24 protein-coding genes are annotated in these 24693 nt (G+C 59.3%); 15 read left to right on the top strand and 9 right to left on the bottom strand.

Going from position 1 to position 24693, the window contains the following annotated elements; genetic code table 11:
• Nucleotide 1 precedes the first annotated feature (1 nt).
• The 8 genes from lptC (at nucleotide 2) to KGB06_RS13555 (ending at nucleotide 5519) form a co-directional block, all read left to right on the top strand.
• A complete protein-coding gene (lptC, locus tag KGB06_RS13590) occupies nucleotides 2–574 on the top strand; it encodes an LPS export ABC transporter periplasmic protein LptC (protein WP_223516507.1) in 573 nt (190 codons plus the stop codon).
• Entirely contained in the window at nucleotides 561–1109 is a 549-nt protein-coding gene (lptA, locus tag KGB06_RS13585) for a lipopolysaccharide transport periplasmic protein LptA (RefSeq protein WP_223516506.1), read from the top strand. Before lptC ends, lptA begins: the two co-directional genes overlap by 14 nt.
• Nucleotides 1109–1834: an LPS export ABC transporter ATP-binding protein gene (lptB, locus tag KGB06_RS13580; RefSeq protein WP_007942755.1), complete on the top strand. Its 726-nt coding sequence runs from the start codon at nucleotides 1109–1111 to the stop codon at nucleotides 1832–1834. The genes lptA and lptB overlap by 1 nt, the downstream gene beginning before the upstream one ends.
• A gap of 183 nt (nucleotides 1835–2017) precedes the next feature.
• On the top strand, nucleotides 2018–3511 hold the full coding sequence (locus KGB06_RS13575; protein WP_223516505.1) for an RNA polymerase factor sigma-54: 1494 nt from the start codon (nucleotides 2018–2020) through the stop codon (nucleotides 3509–3511).
• A 74-nt stretch (nucleotides 3512–3585) separates the two neighbouring features.
• A complete protein-coding gene (gene hpf / locus KGB06_RS13570) occupies nucleotides 3586–3894 on the top strand; it encodes a ribosome hibernation-promoting factor, HPF/YfiA family (RefSeq protein WP_046026821.1) in 309 nt (102 codons plus the stop codon).
• 12 nt (nucleotides 3895–3906) lie between these two features.
• Entirely contained in the window at nucleotides 3907–4371 is a 465-nt protein-coding gene (gene ptsN / locus KGB06_RS13565) for a PTS IIA-like nitrogen regulatory protein PtsN (RefSeq protein WP_223516504.1), read from the top strand.
• 2 nt (nucleotides 4372–4373) lie between these two features.
• Nucleotides 4374–5231: an RNase adapter RapZ gene (gene rapZ, locus KGB06_RS13560; RefSeq protein WP_223516503.1), complete on the top strand. Its 858-nt coding sequence runs from the start codon at nucleotides 4374–4376 to the stop codon at nucleotides 5229–5231.
• 15 nt (nucleotides 5232–5246) lie between these two features.
• Nucleotides 5247–5519, top strand: a complete 273-nt coding sequence (locus KGB06_RS13555; RefSeq protein ID WP_223516502.1) for an HPr family phosphocarrier protein — start codon at nucleotides 5247–5249, stop codon at nucleotides 5517–5519.
• 157 nt (nucleotides 5520–5676) lie between these two features.
• Here KGB06_RS13555 and pmbA read toward each other — a convergent pair whose 3' ends face one another.
• Nucleotides 5677–7023 (bottom strand): metalloprotease PmbA, encoded by a 1347-nt coding sequence (gene pmbA / locus KGB06_RS13550; protein ID WP_027924526.1) that lies wholly within the window; start codon nucleotides 7021–7023, stop codon nucleotides 5677–5679.
• 107 nt (nucleotides 7024–7130) lie between these two features.
• On the opposite strand from pmbA, the gene yjgA reads away from it, so the two are divergent.
• Nucleotides 7131–7655, top strand: coding sequence for a ribosome biogenesis factor YjgA (gene yjgA / locus KGB06_RS13545; RefSeq protein WP_007901505.1), 525 nt, complete (start codon nucleotides 7131–7133; stop codon nucleotides 7653–7655).
• A 60-nt stretch (nucleotides 7656–7715) separates the two neighbouring features.
• Here yjgA and tldD read toward each other — a convergent pair whose 3' ends face one another.
• From tldD to mreB, 8 genes are all read right to left on the bottom strand, one after another.
• Nucleotides 7716–9158 carry a metalloprotease TldD gene (gene tldD, locus KGB06_RS13540; protein ID WP_223516501.1) on the bottom strand — a complete coding sequence of 481 codons (1443 nt, stop codon included), beginning with the start codon at nucleotides 9156–9158 and terminating at the stop codon, nucleotides 7716–7718.
• An 18-nt stretch (nucleotides 9159–9176) separates the two neighbouring features.
• Nucleotides 9177–10025 (bottom strand): carbon-nitrogen hydrolase family protein, encoded by an 849-nt coding sequence (locus KGB06_RS13535; RefSeq protein WP_223516500.1) that lies wholly within the window; start codon nucleotides 10023–10025, stop codon nucleotides 9177–9179.
• 221 nt (nucleotides 10026–10246) lie between these two features.
• Entirely contained in the window at nucleotides 10247–14050 is a 3804-nt protein-coding gene (locus tag KGB06_RS13530; RefSeq protein ID WP_223516499.1) for a YhdP family protein, read from the bottom strand.
• A 75-nt stretch (nucleotides 14051–14125) separates the two neighbouring features.
• On the bottom strand, nucleotides 14126–15583 hold the full coding sequence (gene rng, locus KGB06_RS13525; protein WP_223516498.1) for a ribonuclease G: 1458 nt from the start codon (nucleotides 15581–15583) through the stop codon (nucleotides 14126–14128).
• A 57-nt stretch (nucleotides 15584–15640) separates the two neighbouring features.
• Entirely contained in the window at nucleotides 15641–16237 is a 597-nt protein-coding gene (locus KGB06_RS13520; protein WP_223516497.1) for a Maf family protein, read from the bottom strand.
• 48 nt (nucleotides 16238–16285) lie between these two features.
• Entirely contained in the window at nucleotides 16286–16777 is a 492-nt protein-coding gene (mreD, locus tag KGB06_RS13515) for a rod shape-determining protein MreD (RefSeq protein ID WP_223516488.1), read from the bottom strand.
• Entirely contained in the window at nucleotides 16777–17931 is a 1155-nt protein-coding gene (gene mreC / locus KGB06_RS13510) for a rod shape-determining protein MreC (RefSeq protein WP_223516697.1), read from the bottom strand. Before mreC ends, mreD begins: the two co-directional genes overlap by 1 nt.
• A gap of 142 nt (nucleotides 17932–18073) precedes the next feature.
• The gene (gene mreB / locus KGB06_RS13505; protein ID WP_002555108.1) at nucleotides 18074–19111 is read right to left on the bottom strand and encodes a rod shape-determining protein MreB; all 1038 of its coding nucleotides are present in this window, start codon (nucleotides 19109–19111) and stop codon (nucleotides 18074–18076) included.
• 211 nt (nucleotides 19112–19322) lie between these two features.
• Between mreB and gatC the strand changes: the two genes are divergently transcribed.
• The 6 genes from gatC to KGB06_RS13475 all read left to right on the top strand — a co-directional run bounded on the left by gatC (nucleotide 19323) and on the right by KGB06_RS13475 (nucleotide 24548).
• Complete coding sequence (gene gatC / locus KGB06_RS13500; protein ID WP_046026838.1) at nucleotides 19323–19610, top strand: Asp-tRNA(Asn)/Glu-tRNA(Gln) amidotransferase subunit GatC; 288 nt, start codon at nucleotides 19323–19325, stop codon at nucleotides 19608–19610.
• Between the two features lie 16 nt (nucleotides 19611–19626).
• Complete coding sequence (gene gatA, locus KGB06_RS13495; protein ID WP_223516486.1) at nucleotides 19627–21078, top strand: Asp-tRNA(Asn)/Glu-tRNA(Gln) amidotransferase subunit GatA; 1452 nt, start codon at nucleotides 19627–19629, stop codon at nucleotides 21076–21078.
• A 10-nt stretch (nucleotides 21079–21088) separates the two neighbouring features.
• Nucleotides 21089–22534, top strand: coding sequence for an Asp-tRNA(Asn)/Glu-tRNA(Gln) amidotransferase subunit GatB (gene gatB, locus KGB06_RS13490; protein ID WP_150782085.1), 1446 nt, complete (start codon nucleotides 21089–21091; stop codon nucleotides 22532–22534).
• 150 nt (nucleotides 22535–22684) lie between these two features.
• Nucleotides 22685–23059 (top strand): septal ring lytic transglycosylase RlpA family protein, encoded by a 375-nt coding sequence (locus tag KGB06_RS13485; RefSeq protein WP_223516484.1) that lies wholly within the window; start codon nucleotides 22685–22687, stop codon nucleotides 23057–23059.
• Nucleotides 23060–23109: 50 nt separating this feature from the next.
• The gene (locus tag KGB06_RS13480) at nucleotides 23110–24171 is read left to right on the top strand and encodes a calcium/sodium antiporter (protein WP_223516482.1); all 1062 of its coding nucleotides are present in this window, start codon (nucleotides 23110–23112) and stop codon (nucleotides 24169–24171) included.
• Nucleotides 24168–24548: a carboxymuconolactone decarboxylase family protein gene (locus tag KGB06_RS13475; RefSeq protein ID WP_223516480.1), complete on the top strand. Its 381-nt coding sequence runs from the start codon at nucleotides 24168–24170 to the stop codon at nucleotides 24546–24548. The genes KGB06_RS13480 and KGB06_RS13475 overlap by 4 nt, the downstream gene beginning before the upstream one ends.
• Nucleotides 24549–24693: the final 145 nt, after the last annotated feature.

Here is a 24693-nt window from a genome sequence, read left to right as displayed (position 1 = left end):
TATGCTGAGCAAAAAGTTTCGTAACATCCTGTTATTCAGTTGCATCGCCGCGCTGTTCGCTGCGGTCGGCTACTGGAACATCAGCCCGGAACGCTTCCTCGACAAACCAGTGGTCAAGGTCGATGAAAGCACGATCGACTATTACGCGACCAACGCCCACAGCGTGCAGTTCCTGCCGGACGGCAAATTGCAGTACGAAATGACGTCCGACAAGGTCGAACACCTGAAAGCGTCCGAGGTCACATTGCTGACCAATCCGGACCTGAACATGTTTCGCGGCACCGAGTTTCCCTGGCACGTCCAGAGTGAACACGGGGAAGTCAACCCGGATGGCACCCAGGTCGAGCTGATCGACTCGGTACGCATCACCCGTTTCGACGAAAAAAACCGCAGGACCCTGATCACCACCACCCGTATGACTGTGTTCCCGCAGCAGCAATATGCGCAGACCGATCAACCCGTTAGTATCGACGGCGCTGGCGGTGTATCGACAGGCATCGGAATGAAAGCGTACTTGAAAGAAAGCAGGATACACCTGCTATCTAACGTAAGAGGACAGTATGAGGCTCGTTAAAACCCTCCCTATTTTGCTCAGTCTGGGCGCAGCACTGGGAAGCGTGAGCGCCTGGGCTCTGCCGGAAGATCAGCAACAGCCTATTCGCATTCAGGCCGACGACGCCCAGCTGGACGACAAGAACGGCGTTGCCACCTATACGGGCGACGTGATCATCACCCAGGGCTCGATGAAGGTTACCGGCAATAAAGTGACCATGACCCGCACCCCGACTGGCGACATTGACGTGGTGACCTCGGTGGGCAATCTGGCCTACTTCGAGCAACTGCAAACTGCAGGCGACCCCAAGCCTGTCCAGGGTTGGGGTGTGACCATCCAGTACCATGCCGCGCAAAATCGCGTAGTACTGATCGACAAGGCAAAAGTTGTCGACAAGGACAACAACATCACCCTAGGCGAGAAAATCGTCTACGACACCGAGAAAAAACTCGCCAGCGCCGGTCGCGCTACCGGCAGCAAGGTGACCGAGTCGCGTCCGCGTATCGACATGGTGATCCAGCCGAAGAAAAAAACCGACGAGCAAAAGGCCCCGTAATGGCAACTCTGAAAGCTCAGCATCTGGCCAAGAGCTACAAGAGCCGCCAGGTCGTGCGTGACGTCAGCCTGTCGATCGACAGCGGTCAAATCGTCGGCCTGCTAGGTCCCAACGGCGCCGGCAAGACCACCTGCTTCTACATGATTGTCGGCCTGGTGCAGGCCGATCAGGGCCGTGTGCTGATCGACGATCTGGACGTCAGCCACCAGCCAATGCACGGTCGTGCAAAGGCCGGTATCGGCTATCTGCCGCAAGAAGCGTCGATCTTCCGCAAACTCTCGGTCGCCGACAACATCATGGCGATCCTCGAGACGCGCAAGGAACTCGACAAGGCCGGACGTCGCAAAGAGCTGGAAAGCCTGCTGCAGGAATTCCACATCAGCCACATCCGCGACAACCTCGGCATGAGCCTGTCGGGCGGTGAACGCCGCCGCGTGGAAATCGCCCGGGCATTGGCTACCAACCCGAAATTCATCCTGCTCGACGAACCCTTCGCCGGCGTGGACCCGATTTCGGTCGGCGACATCAAACAGATCATCTACCATCTCAAGGCCAAGGGCATTGGCGTGCTGATCACTGACCACAACGTCCGTGAAACCCTGGATATCTGCGAAACCGCCTACATCGTCAACGATGGCCAGCTGATCGCCGAAGGCGATGCCGCCACTATCCTGGCCAACGACCTGGTTAAAGAAGTCTATCTGGGCCATGAGTTCCGCCTGTAAGCGTTGATGTGTCTGGCTAGTCGACTGAGCGCTTATCACAGTAAAAATCAACAGGTTTTTATTGTTACAGCGCTCTAGGCAAACACTTCAGTTTCAGGCATATAATTTGCTTATGTTTGGCGCTCCGGCGCCCTGTAGTGGATGGCGCATGTGCGCCGGCGAATAAGGTGTTAAGCCCCTGCCATGAAACCATCGCTAGTCTTGAGAATGGGCCAGCAGCTGACGATGACACCGCAGCTGCAACAGGCCATCCGCCTGCTCCAATTGTCGACCCTGGACCTGCAACAGGAAATCCAGGAGGCCCTGGAGTCCAATCCGATGCTCGAACGCCAGGAAGAAGGCGACGACTTCGACAACGTCGACCCCTTGGCCGACAAAGCCGAGCAGCAACCCAACGCCGACATTCAGGAACCCTCCTACCAGGAAACCGCCCCCACGGTGGACAACCTCGAGGAAGGCGACTGGAACGAGCGCATTCCCAATGAACTGCCGGTCGATACCGCATGGGAAGACGTTTACCAGACCAGCGCCAGCAGCCTGCCGAGCAACGATGACGACGAATGGGATTTCACTACTCGCACATCGGCTGGCGAGAGCCTGCAAAGCCACCTGTTGTGGCAACTGAACCTGGCACCGATGTCCGACACCGATCGCCTGATCGCCGTGACTCTGATCGACTGCATCAACAATCAGGGCTATCTGGATGAAACTCTCGAGGAAATCCTCGAAGCCTTCGATCCGGAACTGGACATCGAACTGGACGAAATCGAAGCCGTCCTGCACCGCATCCAGCAATTCGAGCCGGCCGGTATCGGCGCTCGTAACCTGGGCGAATGCCTGCTGCTGCAATTGCGCCAATTGCCAGCCAATACGCCTTGGCTCGCCGAAGCCAAACGCCTGGTCAGCGACTACATCGATCTGCTCGGCAGCCGCGACTACTCCCAGCTGATGCGCCGGATGAAGATCAAGGAAGATGAACTGCGACAGATCATCGAGCTGGTCCAGAGTCTCAACCCGCGCCCCGGCTCGCAGATCGAATCCAGCGAAGCCGAATACGTCGTTCCCGACGTTATCGTGCGCAAGGACAACGAACGCTGGCTGGTGGAACTGAATCAGGAATCAGTACCACGACTGCGGGTCAACGCCCAATACGCCGGGTTTGTCCGTCGCGCCGACACCAGCGCCGACAACACCTTCATGCGCAATCAGTTGCAAGAGGCCCGCTGGTTCATCAAGAGCCTGCAAAGCCGTAACGAAACACTGATGAAAGTCGCCACCCAGATCGTCGAGCATCAGCGCGGCTTCCTGGAATACGGCGACGAAGCCATGAAACCACTGGTCCTGCATGACATTGCCGAAGCCGTGGGCATGCACGAGTCGACGATTTCACGGGTGACCACGCAAAAATTCATGCATACCCCACGGGGTATTTATGAGCTGAAATACTTTTTCTCCAGCCACGTCAGCACCTCCGAAGGCGGTGAATGCTCGTCCACAGCGATCCGCGCGATCATCAAAAAGCTGGTTGCCGCGGAAAATCAGAAAAAGCCGTTGAGTGACAGCAAGATCGCTGGTTTACTGGAGGCACAAGGCATTCAGGTGGCTCGCCGCACCGTCGCCAAGTACCGCGAGTCCCTCGGGATCGCGCCTTCGAGCGAACGCAAGCGGTTGATGTAGAGCCACGCCACAGCGTTCCAGTGGTAGATCATTTGATCTACCGCTTTATGCACTGGCAACGAAGGAGAAGCTGTATGCAAGTCAACATCAGTGGACACCAACTGGAAGTGACCGAACCTCTTCGCACCTACATCGGCGAAAAACTCGAACGATTAGAGCGGCATTTCGACAAGATCACCAACGTGCAGGTCACGATGACGGTCGAGAAGCTGAAGCAGAAAATCGAAGCCACCCTGCATATTCCCGGCAATGAAGTGGTCGCAAACGCGGAACATACCGATATGTACGCGGCGATCGACTCACTGACCGACAAGCTGGATAAACAACTCAAAAAGCATAAGGAAAAGACCCAGAGCCTCCTCCAGGGTGCGACCGGTCGTTAACACTCCCAACCCATGATCCGACTTGAAAACATCCTGACCCCCGGCCGTTCCCTCGTGAACGTGCCGGGCGGCAGTAAAAAGAAAGCCCTCGAGCAAATTGCCAACCTGATCGCCCGGGAAGTGCCGGATCTGGAGATGCAAGATGTCTTCGAGGCATTGATTGCCCGTGAAAAACTCGGCTCGACCGGTTTTGGCAACGGCATCGCCATCCCCCACTGTCGCCTGAAGGGCTGCGAGTCACCCATCAGCGCCTTGATGCACCTTGACGCCCCCATTGATTTCGACGCCATCGACGGCGCCCCGGTTGACCTGCTGTTTGTACTGCTGGTCCCGCAAGCGGCTACCGATGCGCACCTGGAACTGCTCCGCCAGATCGCCAGCATGCTCGATCGCAAGGAAGTCCGTGATCGTCTTCGCAGCGCTCCGAGCAACGAAGCCTTGTATCAGGTTGTCCTGGACGAGCAAAACGGTCAGTAATCATGCGCTTGATCATAGTCAGCGGCCGCTCCGGCTCAGGTAAAAGCACCGTCCTCGATGTTCTCGAGGACAACGGCTACTACTGCATCGACAACCTGCCCGCCGGCCTGCTGCCGGAGTTGGCGGAACGCGCACTGATTCATACCGAACTGGCACAACCGCTGGTCGCCGTATCCATTGATGCGCGTAACTTGCCGAGTCACCTTTCGCGGTTTCCCGAACTGCTGGATGAAGTCCGGAGCCGGCATATCAAGTGCGATGTGCTGTACCTGGACGCCGACGTAGAAACCCTGCTCAAGCGCTTTTCCGAAACCCGCCGTCGTCACCCGCTGAGCAACGCCAACCGTTCGTTGGCAGAAGCCATCGAGGACGAAAGTAATCTGCTGGGTCCGATCGCCGATCTGGCAGATCTCAAAATCAATACCACCCACCTGAACCTGTATCAGCTGCGCGATACCATCAAGCTGCGCCTGTTGAACCAGCCGGAAGCCGGTACTGCGTTCCTGGTCGAGTCTTTCGGATTCAAGCGCGGCATGCCGGTCGACGCAGACCTGGTGTTCGACGTGCGCTGCCTGCCCAACCCTTATTGGAAGCCGGAATTGCGCGCTCAGTCCGGGCTTGATCAACCGGTGGCCGAGTACCTGGCAGCCCAACCGGACGTCGAAGAGATGTTCCAGGACATATCATCGTATTTGCTCAAGTGGCTGCCGCGCTTTGCCGCGAGCAACCGCGCTTATGTCACCATCGCCATTGGCTGCACCGGAGGACATCATCGCTCCGTCTACCTGACCGAACGTCTGGGCCAGGTCCTGCAACAATCCCTGAAGAACGTCCAGGTCCGCCACCGCGACCTCAGCTAAAGGATTCACATCGCGATGCCTGCTCTGGAAATCGAAATCATCAACAAGCTGGGCCTGCATGCCCGTGCTTCTGCAAAATTTGTTGGAGTGGCGGGTAAGTATCCGTGTCAGATCAGGGCAGGGAAGACGCCAGAATCAATGGTTGACGGGAAAAGTATCATGGCCATGATGATGCTCGCCGCCGGCAAAGGCACCAGAATTCACTTGAGTACCGAAGGCGAGCAAGAACAGGAAGCGCTGGATGCGCTGGTGGCGTTGATCAATAACTTTTTCGAAGAAGGCGAGTAAAAACTGCCCTCTGTAGCAGCTGCCGCAAGCTGCGTCAGGCTTCGCCAGCTGCTACAACGTCCGCATAGGCGGCTGACTCCCACAGGGGACGGTGCAAGGCGCATAAAAAAGGCGCGCCACCCGATTGGGTGGCGCGCCTTTTTTGAAGCGGTAAGGGTCAGCTACCCGCCACCGTCATCCGCTCGATCAGCACCGACCCCGTGCGAATGTTGCTGCGCAACTCCAGGTCATTACCAACCGCAACGATCTGCTTGAACATGTCACGCATGTTGCCGGCGATGGTGACTTCCTGCACCGCGAACTGGATCTCACCGTTCTCGACCCAGAAACCCGCCGCGCCTCGGGAGTAATCGCCGGTGACCATGTTCAGGCCCTGGCCCATCAGTTCCGTGACCAACAAGCCACGACCCATGCGGCGCAACAACGCGGCCTGATCTTCGTCCCCATGGGTGACGAACAGGTTGTGCACGCCGCCAGCGTTGGCGGTGCTTGGCATGCCGAGCTTGCGCCCGGAGTACGTGCCGAGGATGTAGGAGACCAACTCACCCTTTTCGACGAACGGTTTGGCGTAAGTCGCCAGGCCATCGCCATCGAATGCGGAACTGCCCAAGGCGCGCATCAAGTGCGGACGCTCGTCGATGGTCAACCATTCCGGGAACAGCTTCTGACCCAGCGTGCCTTCCAGGAACGATGATTTTCGATACAGACTTCCGCCGGAAATGGCCGAGAGGAAGCTGCCAAACAAACCACCGGCCAACTCAGCGGAAAACAGCACCGGCACTTCGCAGGTCGGCACCGGACGCGCACCCAGACGGCTCGCCGCCCGTTGCGCGGCACGCTGACCAATGCTCACCGGGTCGGCCAGCAAATTGCCCTGACGGTTTACGTCGTACCAGTAATCGCGCTGCATCTGACCGTCGGCCTCGGCGATCATCACGCAGCTCAAGCTGTGGCGCGTCGACGCGTAGCCGCCGATAAATCCGTGGCTGTTGCCGTACACGCGGCAACCCTGATGGGTGCTGAGCGTGGTGCCGTCAGCGTTCTTGATCCGGCTGTCGGTGGCAAACGCGGCGGCTTCGCAGGCCAACGCTTGTTCGATGGCTTGCTCCGGCGTGATATCCCATTGGTGGAACAGGTCGAAATCCTGCAGATCGCGAGCCATCAGCGCGGCATCAGCCAGGCCCGAGGCTTCGTCTTCGGAAGTGTGTTTGGCGATGGCCAGCGCCGCAGCGACGGTCTCGCGAATCGCCTCAGGACCGCTCGCCGAGGTGCTGGCCGAACCTTTGCGCTGGCCGACGTACAAGGTGATGCCAAAGCCCTGATCGCGGTTGAATTCGACAGTTTCGACCTCACGCTGACGGACCGACGTTGACAGGCCCTGCTCCAGGGACACGGCAACTTCGCAGGCGCTGGCGCCCTGACGCTTGGCTTCAGCGATGATCTGCTCGACTTGTTCTTGCAGTGCCGGCAACGCTTGTGGGCCGACGCTTTCAACTGCACTCATGCTGTTCTCCACTCAAATTCTGCTTTCGGTATGGCCTTCGAGCGACCGGGCCGGACAAGCGGCCCCCGACTGGTTATCATGGCGGCGTTTCTTTGCGGACGGCCACCATGGTTGATTCTTACGACGACTCCCTCGATACGGGAGAAAAAAGCAAATCCCAGGTTAAACGCGAGCTTCATGCTCTGGTTGACCTTGGCGAGCGCCTTACAACACTCAAGCCTGACTTGCTGGCAAAACTGCCGTTGACCGACGCTATGCGCCGGGCCCTGGCCGATGCGCCCAAGCACACCGCGAATATCGCGCGTAAACGGCACCTTATGTTCATCGGCAAACTGATGCGCGATCAGGACACTGACGCCATTCTGACTTTGCTCGATCAACTCGATGCCTCCACCCGGCAGTACAACGAACGTTTCCATGGCCTGGAACGCTGGCGCGATCGCTTGATCGCGGGCGACGATGCAGTCCTGGAGAAGTTCGTGCTCGACTACCCGGAGGCTGATCGTCAGCAATTGCGCTCCCTGATCCGTCAGGCCCAGCACGAATTGGCGACCAACAAGCCACCGGCATCGAGCCGTAAAATCTTCAAGTACATCCGTGAGCTGGACGAGACTCAACGCGGTCTGCGTTAAGTCCCTTCCGGGGTGAGCCGCCAAGCGGCTCACCCGAAGCTTCACTTTTTCAAAAGCCACTTATGCGCCTGTGCCACCCACAGTGATCGCATCGATTTTCAGCGTTGGCTGGCCGACACCCACCGGCACCGACTGCCCATCCTTGCCGCACGTCCCAACGCCGCTGTCCAGCGCCAGATCGTTACCGACCATCGACACCTTGCTCATGGCTTCCGGACCGTTACCGATCAATGTCGCGCCTTTGACCGGCGCAGTAATCTTGCCGTCTTCAATCAGATACGCTTCGCTGGTGGAGAACACAAACTTGCCGCTGGTGATGTCCACCTGTCCACCACCGAGGTTGGCGCAGTAAATGCCGCGCTTCACCGAGGCGATGATTTCTGCCGGATCGCTTTCGCCCGCCAGCATGTAGGTGTTGGTCATGCGCGGCATTGGCAGGTGGGCGTAGGACTCACGACGACCGTTGCCGGTACGGGCCACGCCCATCAGGCGGGCGTTGAGCTTGTCCTGCATGTAGCCTTTGAGTACGCCATTTTCGATCAGCGTAGTGCACTCGGTCGGGGTGCCTTCGTCATCGACGCTCAGGGAGCCGCGACGGCCTGCCAACGTGCCGTCATCAACGATGGTGCACAGTTTGGACGCAACCATTTCGCCCATGCGCCCGCTGTAGGCAGAGCTACCCTTGCGGTTGAAGTCGCCTTCCAGACCGTGGCCGACCGCTTCGTGCAGCAGCACGCCGGACCAGCCGGAACCCAACACCACCGGCAGCGTACCGGCCGGTGCCGGAATGGCTTCAAGGTTGACGAGTGCCTGACGCAACGCTTCACGGGCGTAGCCCATGGCGCGGTCGTCACCGAGGAAATAGCGGTAATCGGTACGCCCGCCGCCACCATGTCCACCGCGCTCGCGGCGACCGTTTTGCTCGACGATCACGCTCACATTGAAGCGCACCAGCGGTCGTACATCGGCGGCCAGGCTGCCATCAGTGGACGCGATGAGGATACGTTCCCAGACACCGGCCATGCTCACGGTCACTTGCTGGATACGTGGGTCGAGGGCGCGAGTGGCTGCATCGATGCGTTTGAGGAGTTCGACTTTTTCGGCACGGGTCATCACTTCCAGCGGGTTATCGGGCCCGTACAACTGGGCGACGTCCTGCGTGGTGAACGCCTGCACCGTACCATTCTGCCCGGCGCGGGAGATCGAACGCGCGGCACGGGCCGCCGCACCGAGGGCTTCCAGAGTGATGGCATTGCTGTAGGCAAAACCGGTTTTTTCACCCGATTGCGCACGCACGCCGACGCCTTGGTCGAGGTTAAAGCTGCCTTCCTTGACGATCCCGTCCTCCAGCGCCCAGGACTCGGAAATCTGCCCCTGGAAATACAGGTCGGCGGCATCGATGCCCGGGCCGGCCAGATCGCCGAGCACGCCTTGCAGGCTCTCGATCGTTACGCCGCCGGGCGCCAGGAGGTGTTCACTGACTGAGGACAACAACTCGCTCATATGCTTTACGCCTTAAATTCATCGTTCTGAGGCAGGTCGCTGAGCGCCCTGCGAGAAAAAGCGCCGGTGACTGGACACCGGCATCCGCGCCCTGATGGACGCCTGTTCGCTGCTATCGCGTTCGGCCAGCAGCACGGCCTCGCCTTGATCCTGTTGCGCCAGCACCCGCCCCCAGGGGTCGATGATTGCGGCATGCCCCCAGGTTTCTCGCGGCCCTGGATGAGTCCCACCCTGAGCGGCCGCCAGCACATAACATTGCGTCTCGATGGCGCGGGCGCGAATCAGCACATCCCAATGCGCAGCACCGGTCACCGCCGTGAACGCCGACGGCGCAGTAATCAGCTCCGCTCCGGCGGCGCGTAATTCGCTGTACAGCTCCGGGAAGCGCAGGTCATAACACACCGTCAGCCCGACTCGACCGACCGGTGTATCCGCAACCACCACCCCACTGCCATAAGCATAGTCATCGGACTCGCGGTAACGCCCACGATTGTCCGCCACGTCCACGTCGAACAAATGCAGCTTGTCGTAGCGCGCCACCGTCTCGCCATGATCATTCACCAACAGCGAGCAGGCATGCACTTTCGCCGTCGGCTGATCCACCGGCGGCAACGGCAACGTGCCGGCCACTATCCATAACTTGAGGTCGAGGGCGGTCTGTTTCAACCATGGCAGGATAGGGCCGTCGCCCAACGCTTCGGCACGGCCGATGTCGGCGATGTCGCGACGGCCCATCGCGGCGAAGTTTTCCGGCAATACGGCGAGTTGCGCACCGCTGGCCGCCGCCTGTTCGAGCAGCCGGCGTGCCTGAGTCAGGTTGGCCAGCACGTCGCTCTGGCTGACCATTTGAATCACCGCTACCGACATGGTCTTTCCTTACTTGAGAAGTGTCAGCCTGTAGCAGCTGGCGGAGCCTGCGTCCGGCTGCGCAGCAGTCGTAAAATCGGTCGACATGGTCTTTCAGATAAACCGTGCAATCCGGATTTACGACTGCTGCGCACTCGAACGCAGGCTTCGCCAGCTGCTACACGACCTGCGTTTAACCATGCTACTCCATCGGCCCGGGACATGGCTTTTGAAAAAGAGCGTCAAAAAGGCTTGTCGAAAGTGATTTTCGGATCTTTCCACGGGCCTTTGACCGTGTATTGGACACTGGCAAAACGGGCCATGCGGTCACCGATCAGTTTGTCGATCAGGAACAGCGCGCCGCCGACAGCCGGAGCGCCGACAAGCAACGCCGCGATCGGCAAGTTATTGGTCACCGGCAACGTCACCAGCATCTTGGCGTCGATCCGGTCACCCACCAGGTTCAAGGTGCCATCAAGTTCAAGGTTGGTGGACGGACCGGTCATCCGGATCGGTTCACGGGTGACGTAGACGCCATTGGTCCCGACCAGCACACCTTTGACCCGGTCATAACTCAGGCCTTTTCCGAACAAGTCGGAAAAGTCCAGGCGCAAGCGTCGACCGATGGAGTTGAAATTAAGCAGGCCGAAGACTTTCAGGGCCTGGGCACTGGCGTCGACCTCAACAATCTGGCCCTTGGTAATCGTCGCATCAAGGGTGCCGGAGAAACGCTTGGTGGCCAGCCAGGCCGGCGACCCGGGCCAGCGACCGTCAACGTCTGTATGAAATTTTTCACTGGTGACACTCGGCGCAAAGCCCCAGGCTTTGAGCACATCGGCAAGATTCTTGCCGCTGATCCGCCCCTTGTACCAACTGCTGGAGTTACCGGGCACGCCTTCCCAGCCGCCACTGCCTTGCAACAGAATCCCTTTGAGGCCCATGTCCAGCGCATTGAGCGCAATACCCTTCCCGGTCGGACGGATTTTCATTGACCAGCCGCCCACCAGATCCTGCCCCAGGAACAGCTGGTTGATGGTGATGTCCAGCGCCGGAATTTTTGTCGGGTCCACCGTGACCAATGGATCGGGCGCGTTCTCGTCGGTCACTACCTTGGGATCCGCTGCGGGCAGGCGCACGTATTGCAGATTGACCGTGATCGGTGCGCCTTTCGCATCCGGAACTCCGACGGTGCCTTTGACCTGCTGACTGTCGAGTTGCAGAGCCCAATTGGCGGGCTTTCGGTTCAGCTGCACAGAAGCCTGATCGAGGGTAGCGCCCAGCGCACTGAGCTTGCCAACCTTGAAGTCCGCACTGCTGAGCAACTGTTTGGCACTGTCGCCCGAAACCTGGCCGGCGTACTTGTCGACCAAATCCTTCCACGGGCCGACATCCAGCTCCGACAGCACGCCCCGCACCCGCAGACCTTTGGCACCGGGCAATACGGCATCGCCACCACCGAGGAACAGCTCACCACGCCCCTCGGAAAAATTGCCGTTCGGTGCTGCAAACGTAAAGTTTGCCAACTGACCATAGTTGACCCAGTAGCGCCGATCTGGCCCTTGCAAGGTCATGCGAAACGACGTATCGCGGCCAGCATCGGCCGTCATGCCGAACGGAGCCGGTAAATCGACTGTCACACCTTTGAGGTTGGAATTGACTATCAACTGACTGTTAGCGCCGTCCAGGTTCAGTTGCAGCCGATATGGGATCACCCCGAAAACCGGTACCGGCTGAGTCACGTGCAACCAGTCAGTGAGTTTTTTGACTTCGACCTGACCGGAAGCCGTGACGCGTGTCTTGAGTTGACTCGCATTGCCATCGGCGAAAATCTGCGCAGTGACCGGCTTATCAAAGGCGCGGGCGCTGATGTGCTGCCCGCTCAACCCCTTGGTGCTGTCAAAGCGGAAATCGCCCTTGAGTTGAGTCAATTCCAGCACTGGTTCAGCCAGTTTCAGTCGCGCCTTGGCGGTCTTGAAGTCGACGATAATCTTCGGCTGCTCGCCTTTGGCCAGCGGGATATCCAATTTCACTTTACCCTGTAGATCCCCCTCACCTTCCCAACCGGCGAAGGTTGCAGCAGTGCCTATCGGCGCTTCCTGAAGAATTTTCAAGCCATCGCGCAAGTCGCCGGCGAATCCACCGTCGAGGAATAGATGGACGTTTTTTCCATCAGGGACATGGGGAATATCGACGTAAATATCGCGAACCTGCGTGTCGAGCAACTGGCCCTTGCTGGCCAGAACCCGCACGCCACTGTCTTCAACAAACACATCACCTGTGACCTTGCTGACATGCGGCCAGCCCGGCTGGAAAGCCAGCTCGGCATCGTGCACCTTGAAGAACAGGCTGATGCTGCGGTCGGTATCGCCGGCGCCAGGTTTCAGCGACCCCTGATACTGGAAGAAACCTTCGTCCACAGCGCCCTTGATAATGGCCGTACGCAGCCATTCGTCCAGCGCCGGGCTGAGCATTGTCGGCAGGTACTTGGCGGTGTAACTGCCATCCCCATCGACCATGCCGACCCGCAGATCCATGTAGTCATCCTGAGTGGGATCGAAATGCAGGCGAATCAGGAAGTCGCCGGCAATCTTGCCCTCTTCACCGAGCACCTTGAGGTACGGCGCGATCAAGGTGAAGCCTTCTTTGTCGAGCTTCCAGGTCAGCGTCGCGTTGGCCTGAAGGTATTGCCATGGCTTGGCGAAAATGGGGGTCAGGTGCAGGACAAAGTCCTTGCTGTCCATGCGCAGCTCGCCCTTGCCGAGGTCACCGCTGATGCTGCCGCTGACATTTCGCGCCGCCGGAGCGCCGTAATAGGCATCAAAACCTACCCGGTCGAGGTTCGCGGCAAAGCTGAACTTGCTGTCGTCAGTGGCATTGGGTCTAAAGTCGATCAGCACATTGCGCAGCCCGCCGGTCACCTTGAGCTTTTCGACCGCCGTGGCAACACCTTCGGGCAGTGGACCCAAGGCGTTCAGCAGCGGCGTAAGCGGGGTGAGGTCGAGGCGGTCGGCTTGCAAGTGCCAGAGCTCTTCGACCTTGTCGGTCGCTGAAGTTTGTTTGAGTTGCAGATGCGATTCCCAGCGCGTCTCGCCGAAGCTCATGGCCAGGGGATCCAGGGTCACCACGACGCCTTCGGCGCTGCGCTGGAAATAGCCTGTGAGCGCCAGATTGTTGATCTGGATCGGCTTGCGTTCGGCGTAAGCCCCTTTGAGCTGCAGTGCGTTCAAGCGGATTGCAGCGCTTTGCAGTGTGCCCTGGCCCCAATTGATCCAGAGCTCGCCACCGGCCTTGATCTCGGAAAAATTCCATTGCTGGGTAAGGCGTTCGGGCAGCCACTTCGACCAATCACTTTGCGGCAGGCTCATGTAAGCCTCGGCTTCACCATCGCGCCATTCACTGGCGCGGATATGGGTGCGAAGGCTCATGGCCACTGGTTGGCCGTCTGGCAAGGTCAACCGGGCATCAAGGCGCTGGCGGGCAGCACCGACTTTCAAATTAAGGCCGACGTAGGTCAGGGTCAGCGGCGGATGATCCAGTGGTTGCAAGGTCACCTGACTGTCAATCACCGACAACTGCTGGACCATCTGCAGACGGTTGAGCAGTTGTTCAGGGTCAAGCGGCTGATCCTTCTGCACCGGTAGACCTTCAAGCGCCCACTTCCCGTCGTCACCTTCCTTGAGGCTGATCTTCAGGCCGTTGAGTTCCAGGTGAGCGATGCGCAGCTGGCGAGCCAACAAACTTTCCACCAGGTCCGGCACCGCACGCACCTGGTCCAGGCGCAGGGCATTTGCGCCCTCTCCGACTGTCACATCATGAGCCAGCAAGATCGGCGCAAAACCACTCCAGTTACCTTCCAGCTTGCCGATTTTCAGCGGCATGCCCAAGGCTTCGCTGGCTTTGGTTTCGGCTTCTGTACGGTATTCGGCCACCAGAGGCGTCAGTTCACGGCCAAGGCTGACGTACAACGCCATCAACACCAATAACAACGCGCACAGGCCCAGCCCCCAGCGGGTCAGTGCGACCAATATGCGTGTCAGACGCTCCATGTCAGGTGGCTCCCATGGCAAAAATGCTGCAAAAAGCTGAGGCCAGCCGTTCTAGTAAGGATGAAACACAGCGATTCAGAGCAACACCACGTCGTATTGTTCCTGGGAATACATGGTTTCCACCTGGAATCGAATCGTGCGTCCGATAAATCCTTCCAGTTCGGCAACATTACCTGACTCTTCATCGAGCAATCGGTCGACTACTTTCTGGTTCGCCAATACACGATAGCCTTCCGCTTGATAGGCGCGCGCCTCGCGGAGGATTTCTCGAAAAATTTCGTAGCAGACCGTTTCCGGCGTCTTCAGTTTGCCTCGCCCCTGGCAGCTGCTGCACGGTTCGCACAGTACTTGTTCAAGACTTTCGCGGGTGCGCTTGCGGGTCATCTGCACCAGGCCCAATTCGGTAATGCCGATGATGTTGGTTTTGGCGTGGTCGCGTTCCAGTTGCTTCTCGAGCGTGCGCAATACCTGGCGCTGGTGTTCCTCGTCTTCCATGTCGATGAAGTCGATGATGATGATCCCGCCCAGATTGCGCAGGCGCAGCTGTCGGGCAATGGCGGTGGCGGCTTCAAGGTTGGTCTTGAAGATGGTTTCTTCAAGATTGCGATGGCCGACAAAAGCCCCGGTGTTGACGTCAATGGTGCTCATGGCTTCCGCCGGATCGACCACCAGGTAACCGCCCGACTTGAGCGGGACTTTGCGTTCCAGGGCTTTCTGGATTTCGTCTTCAACGCCATACAAATCGAAAATAGGCCGCTCGCCCGGATAGTGTTCAAGACGATCGGCGATTTCCGGCATCAGTTCGGCGACGAACTGTGTGGTTTTCTGGAAGGTTTCTCGGGAGTCGATGCGGATCTTCTCGATCTTCGGGCTCACCAGGTCACGCAAGGTCCGCAACGCCAGGCCGAGGTCTTCGTAGATCACACTCGGTGCGCTGATGGTTTTGATCTGCTCGTTGATCTGATCCCAGAGCCGGCGCAGGTAGCGGATGTCCATGAGGATCTCATCGGCGCCAGCCCCTTCGGCAGCGGTGCGCAAAATGAAGCCGCCAGCCTCTATGATGCCTTCTTTGGCCACGCAATCGGTGACCACCTGCTTGAGGCGCTCGCGCTCGGCCTCGTCTTCGATCTTCAGCGAAATACCGACGTGAGCGGTGCGCGGCATGTACACCAGATAACGCGATGGAATCGACAGCTGTGTCGTCAGGCGTGCGCCTTTGGAGCCGATCGGGTCTTTGGTGACCTGGACCACCAGGCTCTGGCCTTCATGGACCAAGGCACTGATGCTTTCGACCGCCGGGCCTTCGCGCAGGGAAATTTCCGAGGCGTGAATGAACGCCGCGCGGTCCAGACCGATGTCGACGAACGCCGCCTGCATGCCTGGTAATACCCGTACGACCTTGCCTTTATAGATGTTGCCGACGATCCCGCGCTTTTGCGTTCGCTCGACGTGGACCTCTTGCAGAACACCGTTTTCGACCACCGCCACGCGCGATTCCATCGGCGTGATGTTGATCAGAATCTCTTCACTCATGGCAGGGTCTCGTTCAGGCGTATTCACGATAATGGCTGCATCTTGTCAGTACGACGCTCAGCGCGCGTTAAGTGTTTGCCAACAGGGTATGCCGAAATGGCTGAGAAGTTCTGCGGTTTCGCACAGCGGCAATCCGACCACAGCCGAGTAACTGCCGTTGAGCCCGGCAACAAATACCGCCCCCAGTCCCTGAATTCCGTAGCCACCCGCCTTGTCGCGAGGCTCATGACTGGCCCAATAGGCTGCCGCTTCTTCGCGACTGATGTTGCGAAACCGCACCAGACTGCGCACCACCCGAGACTCGCAGCGCTCTGCGTCGAGTACGGCGATGGCGGTGAGCACTTCATGCTCACGGCCGGCCAACAGCATAAGCATGGCGCACGCTTCGGCTTCGTCCACCGGTTTACCAAGAATTTTGCCGTCCAGCACCACAGCGGTGTCAGCTCCCAGCACGCAAAAATCGGCATCGGACACGACGGTTCCGTGCCCGGCCTCGGCCTTGCCGCGCGCCAGGCGCTCGACATAAGCCGACGGGGATTCTTGAGGTAATGGGGTTTCATCGATGTCCGCGCTGATGGCGGAGAATGGCACGCCGATCTGCGTGAGCAGTTCACGCCGACGCGACGAGCCAGAGGCGAGGTATAGCTGTTTCATCAAGACATCTCCCTGTCTGGTGCAGGTGCGGGCAAATGCCTGACCGAATTAATTGATTTTGTAGCGCCGACGCAGACCACGCAAACCGTAGCTGACCCATGGCCACAGCAACGCACTGACCAGGGCCGGCAGTACCAGCGCCAGCGTTGGTTGACGATTACCGGTCAAGGCACTCAGCCATAGTTGAACAAGCTGTGCGAGGCCGAAGATCACCAGAATCACCAGGCTCTGCTGCCACATCGGGAACATGCGCAAGCGCTGTTGCAGCGACAGTACCAGGAAGGTGATCAACGTCAGGATCAGCGCATTCTGGCCAAGCAACGTGCCATAAAGCACGTCTTCAGCCAGTCCCAGGCACCAGGCGGTGAGCATGCCGACTTTTTGCGGCATGGCCAACGCCCAGAATGCGAGCAGCAACGCCAACCACAGCGGGCGGAGAATTTCCATGAATTGCGGCAACGGCGAGACGCTGAGCAACAGGCCGACGGCAAACGTTACCCAGACCATCCAGCCGTTTCGGGAGGCTTTGACACCGACCATTATTCTTGTCTCCCAGTGGTAGCCGGCGCGGGGACAGGCGGTTTGGCAGCAGGCTTCACGACGGTGGGTGGCGTTGCCGGCGGTTTAGCGGCTGCAGGTGCTGCCTCTGGCGGCTTTTTAGCGCCCGGTTTCGCAGCAGCAGGCTTGGCCGGAGTTGCAGTAGCCGGGGCAGCGGGCGCGACAGGTGCGGCCGGCGCGGCAGCAGGTGCAACCGTTGCAGCAGGTGCCACAGGAACCGGTTTGGGTACAGTCGCCGGAATGATCGGGCCACCGCCGTGCTGGTCCAGTGCTTCCTGCGCCTGGGCCGCTTCGTTGGCGCGCTCCTCGGCCGTGCGGCCGTCACTGTACACCAGCAGCAAATAACGGCTGCGGTTCAACGCGGCGGTCGGTACGGCGCGAACGATGGCAAACGGCTGTCCGGAGTCGTGAATCACTTCCTTGACCGTCGCCACCGGGTAACCCGCCGGGAACCGCTGACCAAGGCCGGAGCTGACCAGCAAATCACCTTCCTTGATGTCGGCGGTATCGGCTACGTGACGCAACTCGAGGCGTTCCGGGTTGCCGGTGCCGCTGGCAATCGCCCGCAGACCGTTACGGTTCACCTGCACGGGAATACTGTGGGTAGTGTCAGTCAGCAGCAATACGCGGGAGGTGTAGGGCATCAACTCGACCACCTGCCCCATCAGGCCACGCGCATCGAGCACCGGCTGACCGAGGATCACACCGTCGCGCTCACCTTTGTTGATGATGATGCGATGGGTGAAAGGGTTAGGGTCCATGCCGATCAACTCGGCCACTTCGACCTTCTCGTTAACCAACGCGGAGGAGTTGAGCAACTCGCGCAGCCGAACGTTCTGCTCGGTGAGGGCGGCAAGCTTCTGCATGCGGCCTTGCAACAGCAGGTTTTCGGTTTTGAGTTTTTCGTTTTCGGCGACGAGTTCGGTACGGCTGCCAAATTGGCTGGCCACACCCTGCCATAGCCGCTGCGGCAGGTCGGTGATCCAGTAAGACTGCATCAGCACCAGCGACATTTGGCTACGCACTGGCTTGAGCAGTGTGAAGCGGGCATCGACCACCATCAGCGCGACCGATAGCACGACCAGCACCAACAAGCGCACGCCCAGTGAAGGCCCTTTGGTGAAAAGCGGTTTAATAAGCCGCTCCTCCCAGGCAAATGTTCTCTTTATTCATACGGCATCAAACCGGCCTGGATGCAGACTGACAGAAGATAAACGCCAACAGGCAGCACTGCAAAGTGCTGCCTGCGCGCCAACAGCATAGATGCAACCGGCGAAATCACTCGCTGGAAAGCAGGTCCATGGTGTGTTTATCCATCATTTCCAACGCACGGCCACCGCCGCGAGCAACGCAGGTCAGCGGGTCTTCGGCGACGATCACCGGCAGACCTGTTTCCTGGGCCAGCAACTTGTCGAGGTCACGCAGCAAGGCGCCACCACCGGTCAGTACCAGACCGCGCTCGGCGATGTCGGACGCCAGCTCGGGAGGCGATTGCTCCAGTGCACTTTTCACAGCCTGAACGATGGTGGCCAGGGACTCTTGCAGAGCTTCCAGCACTTCATTGGAGTTCAGGGTGAAAGCACGTGGAACGCCTTCGGCCAGGTTACGACCACGAACGTCGACTTCACGCACTTCGCCGCCCGGGTAGGCCGTACCGATTTCCTGCTTGATGCGCTCGGCGGTGGACTCGCCGATCAGGCTGCCGTAGTTGCGACGCACGTAAGTGATGATCGCTTCGTCGAAGCGGTCGCCGCCAACCCGTACGGATTCGGCGTAAACCACACCGTTCAGGGAGATCAGTGCGATTTCGGTAGTACCACCACCGATATCGACCACCATCGAACCGCGTGCTTCTTCAACCGGCAGACCGGCACCGATCGCGGCAGCCATTGGTTCTTCGATCAGGAACACTTCACGAGCACCGGCACCAAGGGCCGATTCACGGATGGCACGACGCTCAACCTGAGTGGATTTGCACGGAACGCAGATCAGCACACGAGGGCTAGGCTGCAGAAAGCTGTTTTCGTGAACCTTGTTGATAAAATATTGCAGCATCTTTTCGCAGACGCTGAAATCGGCAATCACGCCGTCCTTCATCGGACGAATGGCAGCAATGTTGCCCGGCGTTCGGCCGAGCATGCGCTTCGCTTCGGTGCCGACAGCAACGACACTTTTCTGGTTACCGTGTGTCCGAATAGCCACAACCGATGGCTCATTCAGGACGATACCGCGCTCGCGCACGTAAATAAGGGTGTTGGCAGTGCCCAGGTCAATGGAAAGATCGCTGGAAAACATGCCACGCAGTTTCTTGAACATGGGAAAGGGACCCTAGGCAACGCGTGGGTAAAAAAGTGCGGCAAACTCTAACAACGACAGGGATTTTGGGCAAGGCGCCAATATGTTAAATTGGCCGCTTTTCTGTGCACCAACCCCCACAATCGCGGCCTTATGACCGTAGAAATGCGGTAGTGTTCAGACAATCTAACACACGGACGCCGTCCGTTCTGTTTTCCACTGGAGAATCGCAATGGCGCTTGAACGCTCCGACGTGGAAAAAATCGCTCATTTGGCCTGCCTTGGCCTCAATGATGCCGATCTTCCACAAATCACCTCAGCCCTGAACAGCATTCTGGGTCTGGTCGACGAAATGCAGGCGGTCAATACCGACGGTATCGAGCCGCTGGCCCACCCACTGGAAGCCAGCCAGCGCCTGCGTGCAGACGTCGTGACCGAGACCAATCATCGCGAGGCCTATCAGTCCATCGCACCAGCGGTCGAAAACGGCCTGTACCTGGTTCCGAAAGTCATCGACTAAAGGGAAAGAGCCTGCAATGCATCAATTGACTCTGGCCGAGATCGCCCGCGGACTCGCCGATAAAAAGTTTTCTTCCGAAGAGCTGACCAAGACCCTGCTGGCGCGTATCGCCCTGCTCGATCCCCAGCTCAACAGCTTCATCAGCCTCACCGAAGACCTGGCGCTCCAGCAGGCGAAAGCCGCTGACGCACGCCGGGCCAATGGCGAGAGCGGCGCCCTGCTCGGCGCGCCGATTGCGCACAAAGACCTGTTCTGCACCCAGGGCATCCGCACCAGCTGCGGCTCGAAGATGCTCGACAATTTTAAAGCACCATACGACGCCACCGTCGTTGCCAAGCTGGCCGCTGCCGGGACTGTAACCCTGGGCAAGACCAACATGGACGAATTCGCCATGGGGTCGGCCAACGAGTCGAGCTACTACGGCCCGGTAAAAAACCCGTGGAACCTGGAACACGTGCCTGGCGGTTCGTCCGGCGGTTCGGCGGCTGCGGTTGCCGCGCGCCTGCTGCCTGCGGCTACAGGTACCGATACCGGCGGCTCCATTCGCCAGCCCGCTGCGCTGACTAACCTCACTGGCCTGAAACCGACGTACGGTCGCGTTTCGCGCTGGGGCATGATTGCCTACGCCTCCAGCCTCGATCAGGGCGGGCCGATGGCGCGCACCGCCGAAGACTGTGCAATTTTGTTGCAAGGTATGGCCGGCTTCGATCCTAATGACTCCACCAGCATCGACGAGCCTGTGCCTGATTACAGCGCCAGCCTGAACGGTTCGCTGCAAGGCCTGCGCATCGGCGTGCCGAAAGAATATTTCAGCGCCGGTCTCGACCCGCGCATTGCCGAGCTGATCCACAACAGCGTCAAGGAGCTGGAAAAGCTCGGTGCCGTGATCAAGGAAATCAGCCTGCCGAACATGCAGCATGCGATTCCTGCGTACTACGTGATCGCTCCGGCAGAAGCCTCGTCCAACCTGTCGCGTTTCGACGGCGTGCGTTTCGGCCATCGCTGCGAAAACCCGAAAGACCTGATCGATCTGTACAAGCGCTCCCGTGGCGAAGGTTTCGGCCCGGAAGTGCAGCGCCGGATCATGGTCGGTGCCTACGCGCTGTCGGCCGGTTACTACGACGCCTACTACCTCAAGGCGCAGAAGATTCGTCGCTTGATCAAGAACGACTTCATGGCAGCCTTTAATGAGGTCGACATCATCCTCGGCCCAACCACGCCGAACCCGGCCTGGAAGCTGGGCGCCAAGAACAGCGACCCGGTCGCTGCGTACCTGGAAGACGTCTACACCATCACCGCCAACCTCGCCGGCCTGCCAGGCTTGTCCATGCCAGCCGGTTTCGTCGATGGCCTGCCGGTGGGCGTGCAACTGCTCGCCCCGTATTTCCAGGAAGGTCGCCTGTTGAACGTTGCCCACCAGTATCAGCTCAACACTGACTGGCACACCCGCACCCCAACCGGCTTCTGAGGAGACATACATGCAATGGGAAGTCGTGATCGGGCTGGAGATTCACACCCAGCTCACCACCCGGTCGAAAATCTTTTCCGGTAGTTCGACCACGTTCGGTTCCGAGCCGAACACCCAGGCCAGCCTGGTCGACCTGGGCATGCCCGGCGTACTGCCGGTGCTGAACCAGGAAGCAGTGCGCATGGCGGTGATGTTCGGTCTGGCGATTGACGCCGAGATCGGCCAGCACAACGTGTTCGCCCGTAAAAACTATTTCTACCCGGACTTGCCGAAGGGCTACCAGATCAGCCAGATGGAATTGCCGATCGTTGGCAAGGGCCACCTGGACATCGCCATGGAAGACGGCACGATCAAACGTGTCGGCGTGACCCGTGCGCACCTGGAAGAAGACGCCGGTAAAAGCCTGCACGAAGAGTTCAACGGCGCCACCGGCATCGACCTGAACCGTGCCGGCACACCGCTGCTGGAAATCGTGTCCGAGCCGGACATGCGTAGCGCCAAGGAAGCCGTGGCTTACGTCAAGACCATCCACGCACTGGTGCGCTACCTGGGCATCTGCGACGGCAACATGGCCGAAGGCTCGCTACGTTGCGACTGCAACGTGTCGATCCGTCCGAAAGGCCAGGTTGAATTCGGCACTCGCTGCGAGATCAAGAACGTCAACTCGTTCCGCTTCATCGAGAAGGCGATCAACAGCGAAGTCCAGCGTCAGATCGAGCTGATCGAAGACGGCGGCAAAGTGATCCAGCAGACCCGACTGTACGATCCGAACAAGGACGAAACCCGTCCGATGCGCAGCAAAGAGGAAGCCAACGACTACCGTTACTTCCCTGATCCGGACCTGCTGCCGGTGGTCATCGAAGACTCGTTCCTCGACGACGTACGTGCGACCCTGCCGGAATTGCCGCCGCAAAAACGCGAGCGTTTCCAGGAGCAATTCGGTCTGTCGGTCTATGACGCCAGCGTGCTGGCGACCAGCCGCGAGCAAGCCGATTACTTCGAGAAAGTCGCGAGCATCGGCGGCGACGCCAAACTGGCGGCTAACTGGGTGATGGTCGAGTTGGGCAGCCTGCTCAACAAGCAAGGCCTGGACATCGAACAGTCGCCGGTTTCCGCCGAGCAACTGGGCGGCATGCTGTTGCGCATCAAGGACAACACCATCTCCGGCAAGATCGCCAAGGTGGTGTTTGAAGCGATGGCCAACGGCGAAGGCAGCGCGGACGAAATCATCGACAAGCGCGGCCTCAAGCAAGTGACCGACAGCGGCGCGATCTCGGCGGTGCTGGACGAGATGCTTGCGGCCAATGCCGAACAGGTTGAACAGTACCGCGCGGCAGACGAAGCCAAACGCGGCAAAATGTTCGGCTTCTTCGTCGGCCAGGCCATGAAAGCCTCCAAAGGCAAGGCCAACCCGCAACAAGTGAACGAATTGCTCAAAAGCAAGCTCGAAGGCTGATGACAATGGAGCCAGCCTTAACTACTGGCGCCATTCCCTGTGGGAGCGAGCCTGCTCGCGAAAGCGGTGTGACAGTCGATAGAAATGTTGAATGTGACGCCCCCCTTCGCGAGCAGGCTCGCTCCCACATTTGTATGTGGAAACCTTTGAATGAAGCGTCTACTTAGCGCCTGCGCCCTGCTCGCTCTGCTGGCCGGTTGTGCCAGTAACGATGCCGTCGATCCACACGGTTACGACAAAACCGGCACGGCGTCCTATTACGGTGCCAAACACCAAGGCAAACGCACCGCCAGTGGCGAGCGTTTCGACAAGAACTCCATGACCGCCGCCCATCGCCAGTTGCCCTTCGGCACGCGGGTGAAGGTCACCAATCTGAACAACGACAAGTCCTGCGTGGTCCGCATCAACGATCGCGGGCCGCATACCCGCGGACGTCTGATCGATCTGTCCCATGAAGCCGCCGAGCGCTTGGGCATGATCAAAAGCGGCACCGCCAAGGTTCGTGTGCAAGCCCTCGACGACTGACAGACGGAGCACCAACCATTTTCGGACTTGCCGATTTACCCCTGATCAGTGTGATTGAACTGCTCAGCGGCCTGGTTTTACTGATCGCAGGCGCGGAGCTGATGGTGCGTGCCGCCGTGCGCCTCGCGGCGCGGTGGCATGTGCGGCCGCTGATCATCGGCTTGACCATCGTCGCTCTCGGCAGCAGCGCACCGCAGATGGCGGTCAGCCTGCAAGCCACCCTCGCGGAAAATGCCGACATCGCCGTCGGCAGCGTGATCGGCAGCAGTATCTTCAACATTCTCGTCACCCTCGGGCTCTCGGCGCTGATCATTCCGCTGCGCGTTTCGCGGCAACTGGTGCGCCTGGATATTCCGCTGATGATCGGCGCCAGCCTGCTGGTGTTCGTCCTGGCCTGGAATGAAGAACTGACCCGAACGGATGGCGTAATACTGCTGGCCGCACTGGCGCTATACCTGAGCTTGCTGCTGCGCCAGTCTCGGCACTCGGCTCGTCCGACATCGAGCGATCCGCTAAGCCGTCCGCCCCCTTGGTTCGTCAGCCTGCTGATGATCGTGGCCGGGCTGGCGATGCTGATCTACGCCGGGCATCTGCTGTTGGGGGCTGCAGTAGAGGTGGCGACCGACCTGGGGTTGTCGGAACGGATCATCGGCCTGACCATTGTTGCCGTCAGCACGTCCCTGCCAGAGCTGGCCACCTCATTGATCGCAGCCCTGCGGGGTGAGCGGGAGATTGCCGTGGGCAACGTGATCGGCAGCAACCTGTTCAACCTTCTGGGTGTACTGGGCGTGACGGCACTGATCGCGCCGTCGCCCCTGTCGGTCTCACCCAATGCCCTGGATTTCGACTTGCCGGTGATGCTCGGTGTCGCGGTGTTCTGTCTGCCGCTGTTCTACACCGGCTACCGGGTGACCCGGGCCGAAGGTTTGCTGTGTCTGGGTTTGTACCTGGCTTACGGGCTGCACGTGGTGTCGTTCACTACCGGCATGCCACTGGCCGCCAAGCTTGAACACCTGATGCTGTTTTTCGTTCTGCCGGCGCTGGTGGCGTTTCTGCTGTTCACGTCCCTGCTCGCCTGGCGTCGCCAACACCACAAGAGGGATGTGCCATGACCGACAATAAAAAACCTGGCGTTGAAGTCCGCCGCCAAGTGATGGGCGACGCCTTCGTCGACCGCGCACTGGGCAATGCCACTGAGTTCACCCAACCGTTGCAGGATTTCGTCAATGAACACGCCTGGGGCGCTGTCTGGAACCGAGATGGCCTGGCGCTGAGAACCCGCAGCCTGATCACCCTCGCCGCGCTGACCGCGCTCAAATGCCCGCAAGAATTGAAAGGCCACGTGCGCGGTGCACTGAACAACGGCTGCACGGTGGAGGAGATTCGTGAAACGCTGCTGCATTGTGCAGTGTATGCCGGCGCCCCGGCGGCGATTGATGCGTTTCGGGCGGCGCAGGAAGTGATAGAGAGTTATCAGAAGCCGGAGTAAAAATCCGAAAATTGTGGTGAAAGGTCTGCCGCCATCGCGAGCAGGCTCACTCCTACAGGGGGATCTCCTTTGTTCCACAAGTTGTGTGAACACCGAAGATCACTGTGGGAGCGAGCCTGCTCGCGATGAGGCCCTCTAAAACACA

The sequence above is a fragment of the Pseudomonas sp. GL-B-19 genome (genome assembly GCF_019956415.1).
In the GTDB taxonomy this organism is placed as follows: domain Bacteria; phylum Pseudomonadota; class Gammaproteobacteria; order Pseudomonadales; family Pseudomonadaceae; genus Aquipseudomonas.
The sequence above is the reverse complement of the archived record's forward strand: the minus strand, read 5'-3'. Positions and strand labels throughout refer to the sequence as shown.

Bases quoted from the DNA above. Each gene is read 5' to 3' on its own strand.
- ptsN (WP_223516504.1), top strand. From the start codon at position 3,907: ATGATCCGACTTGAAAACATCCTGACCCCCGGCCGTTCCCTCGTGAAC.
- KGB06_RS13530 (WP_223516499.1), bottom strand. From the start codon at position 14,050: ATGGAGCGTCTGACACGCATATTGGTCGCACTGACCCGCTGGGGGCTG.
- hpf (WP_046026821.1), top strand. From the start codon at position 3,586: ATGCAAGTCAACATCAGTGGACACCAACTGGAAGTGACCGAACCTCTT.
- KGB06_RS13475 (WP_223516480.1), top strand. From the start codon at position 24,168: ATGACCGACAATAAAAAACCTGGCGTTGAAGTCCGCCGCCAAGTGATG.
- mreD (WP_223516488.1), bottom strand. From the start codon at position 16,777: ATGGTCGGTGTCAAAGCCTCCCGAAACGGCTGGATGGTCTGGGTAACG.
- KGB06_RS13535 (WP_223516500.1), bottom strand. From the start codon at position 10,025: ATGTCGGTAGCGGTGATTCAAATGGTCAGCCAGAGCGACGTGCTGGCC.
- lptA (WP_223516506.1), top strand. From the start codon at position 561: ATGAGGCTCGTTAAAACCCTCCCTATTTTGCTCAGTCTGGGCGCAGCA.
- KGB06_RS13520 (WP_223516497.1), bottom strand. From the start codon at position 16,237: ATGAAACAGCTATACCTCGCCTCTGGCTCGTCGCGTCGGCGTGAACTG.
- rapZ (WP_223516503.1), top strand. From the start codon at position 4,374: ATGCGCTTGATCATAGTCAGCGGCCGCTCCGGCTCAGGTAAAAGCACC.
- gatB (WP_150782085.1), top strand. From the start codon at position 21,089: ATGCAATGGGAAGTCGTGATCGGGCTGGAGATTCACACCCAGCTCACC.
- KGB06_RS13485 (WP_223516484.1), top strand. From the start codon at position 22,685: ATGAAGCGTCTACTTAGCGCCTGCGCCCTGCTCGCTCTGCTGGCCGGT.
- lptB (WP_007942755.1), top strand. From the start codon at position 1,109: ATGGCAACTCTGAAAGCTCAGCATCTGGCCAAGAGCTACAAGAGCCGC.
- pmbA (WP_027924526.1), bottom strand. From the start codon at position 7,023: ATGAGTGCAGTTGAAAGCGTCGGCCCACAAGCGTTGCCGGCACTGCAA.
- gatC (WP_046026838.1), top strand. From the start codon at position 19,323: ATGGCGCTTGAACGCTCCGACGTGGAAAAAATCGCTCATTTGGCCTGC.
- gatA (WP_223516486.1), top strand. From the start codon at position 19,627: ATGCATCAATTGACTCTGGCCGAGATCGCCCGCGGACTCGCCGATAAA.
- yjgA (WP_007901505.1), top strand. From the start codon at position 7,131: ATGGTTGATTCTTACGACGACTCCCTCGATACGGGAGAAAAAAGCAAA.
- KGB06_RS13575 (WP_223516505.1), top strand. From the start codon at position 2,018: ATGAAACCATCGCTAGTCTTGAGAATGGGCCAGCAGCTGACGATGACA.
- lptC (WP_223516507.1), top strand. From the start codon at position 2: ATGCTGAGCAAAAAGTTTCGTAACATCCTGTTATTCAGTTGCATCGCC.
- mreB (WP_002555108.1), bottom strand. From the start codon at position 19,111: ATGTTCAAGAAACTGCGTGGCATGTTTTCCAGCGATCTTTCCATTGAC.
- tldD (WP_223516501.1), bottom strand. From the start codon at position 9,158: ATGAGCGAGTTGTTGTCCTCAGTCAGTGAACACCTCCTGGCGCCCGGC.
- KGB06_RS13555 (WP_223516502.1), top strand. From the start codon at position 5,247: ATGCCTGCTCTGGAAATCGAAATCATCAACAAGCTGGGCCTGCATGCC.
- rng (WP_223516498.1), bottom strand. From the start codon at position 15,583: ATGAGTGAAGAGATTCTGATCAACATCACGCCGATGGAATCGCGCGTG.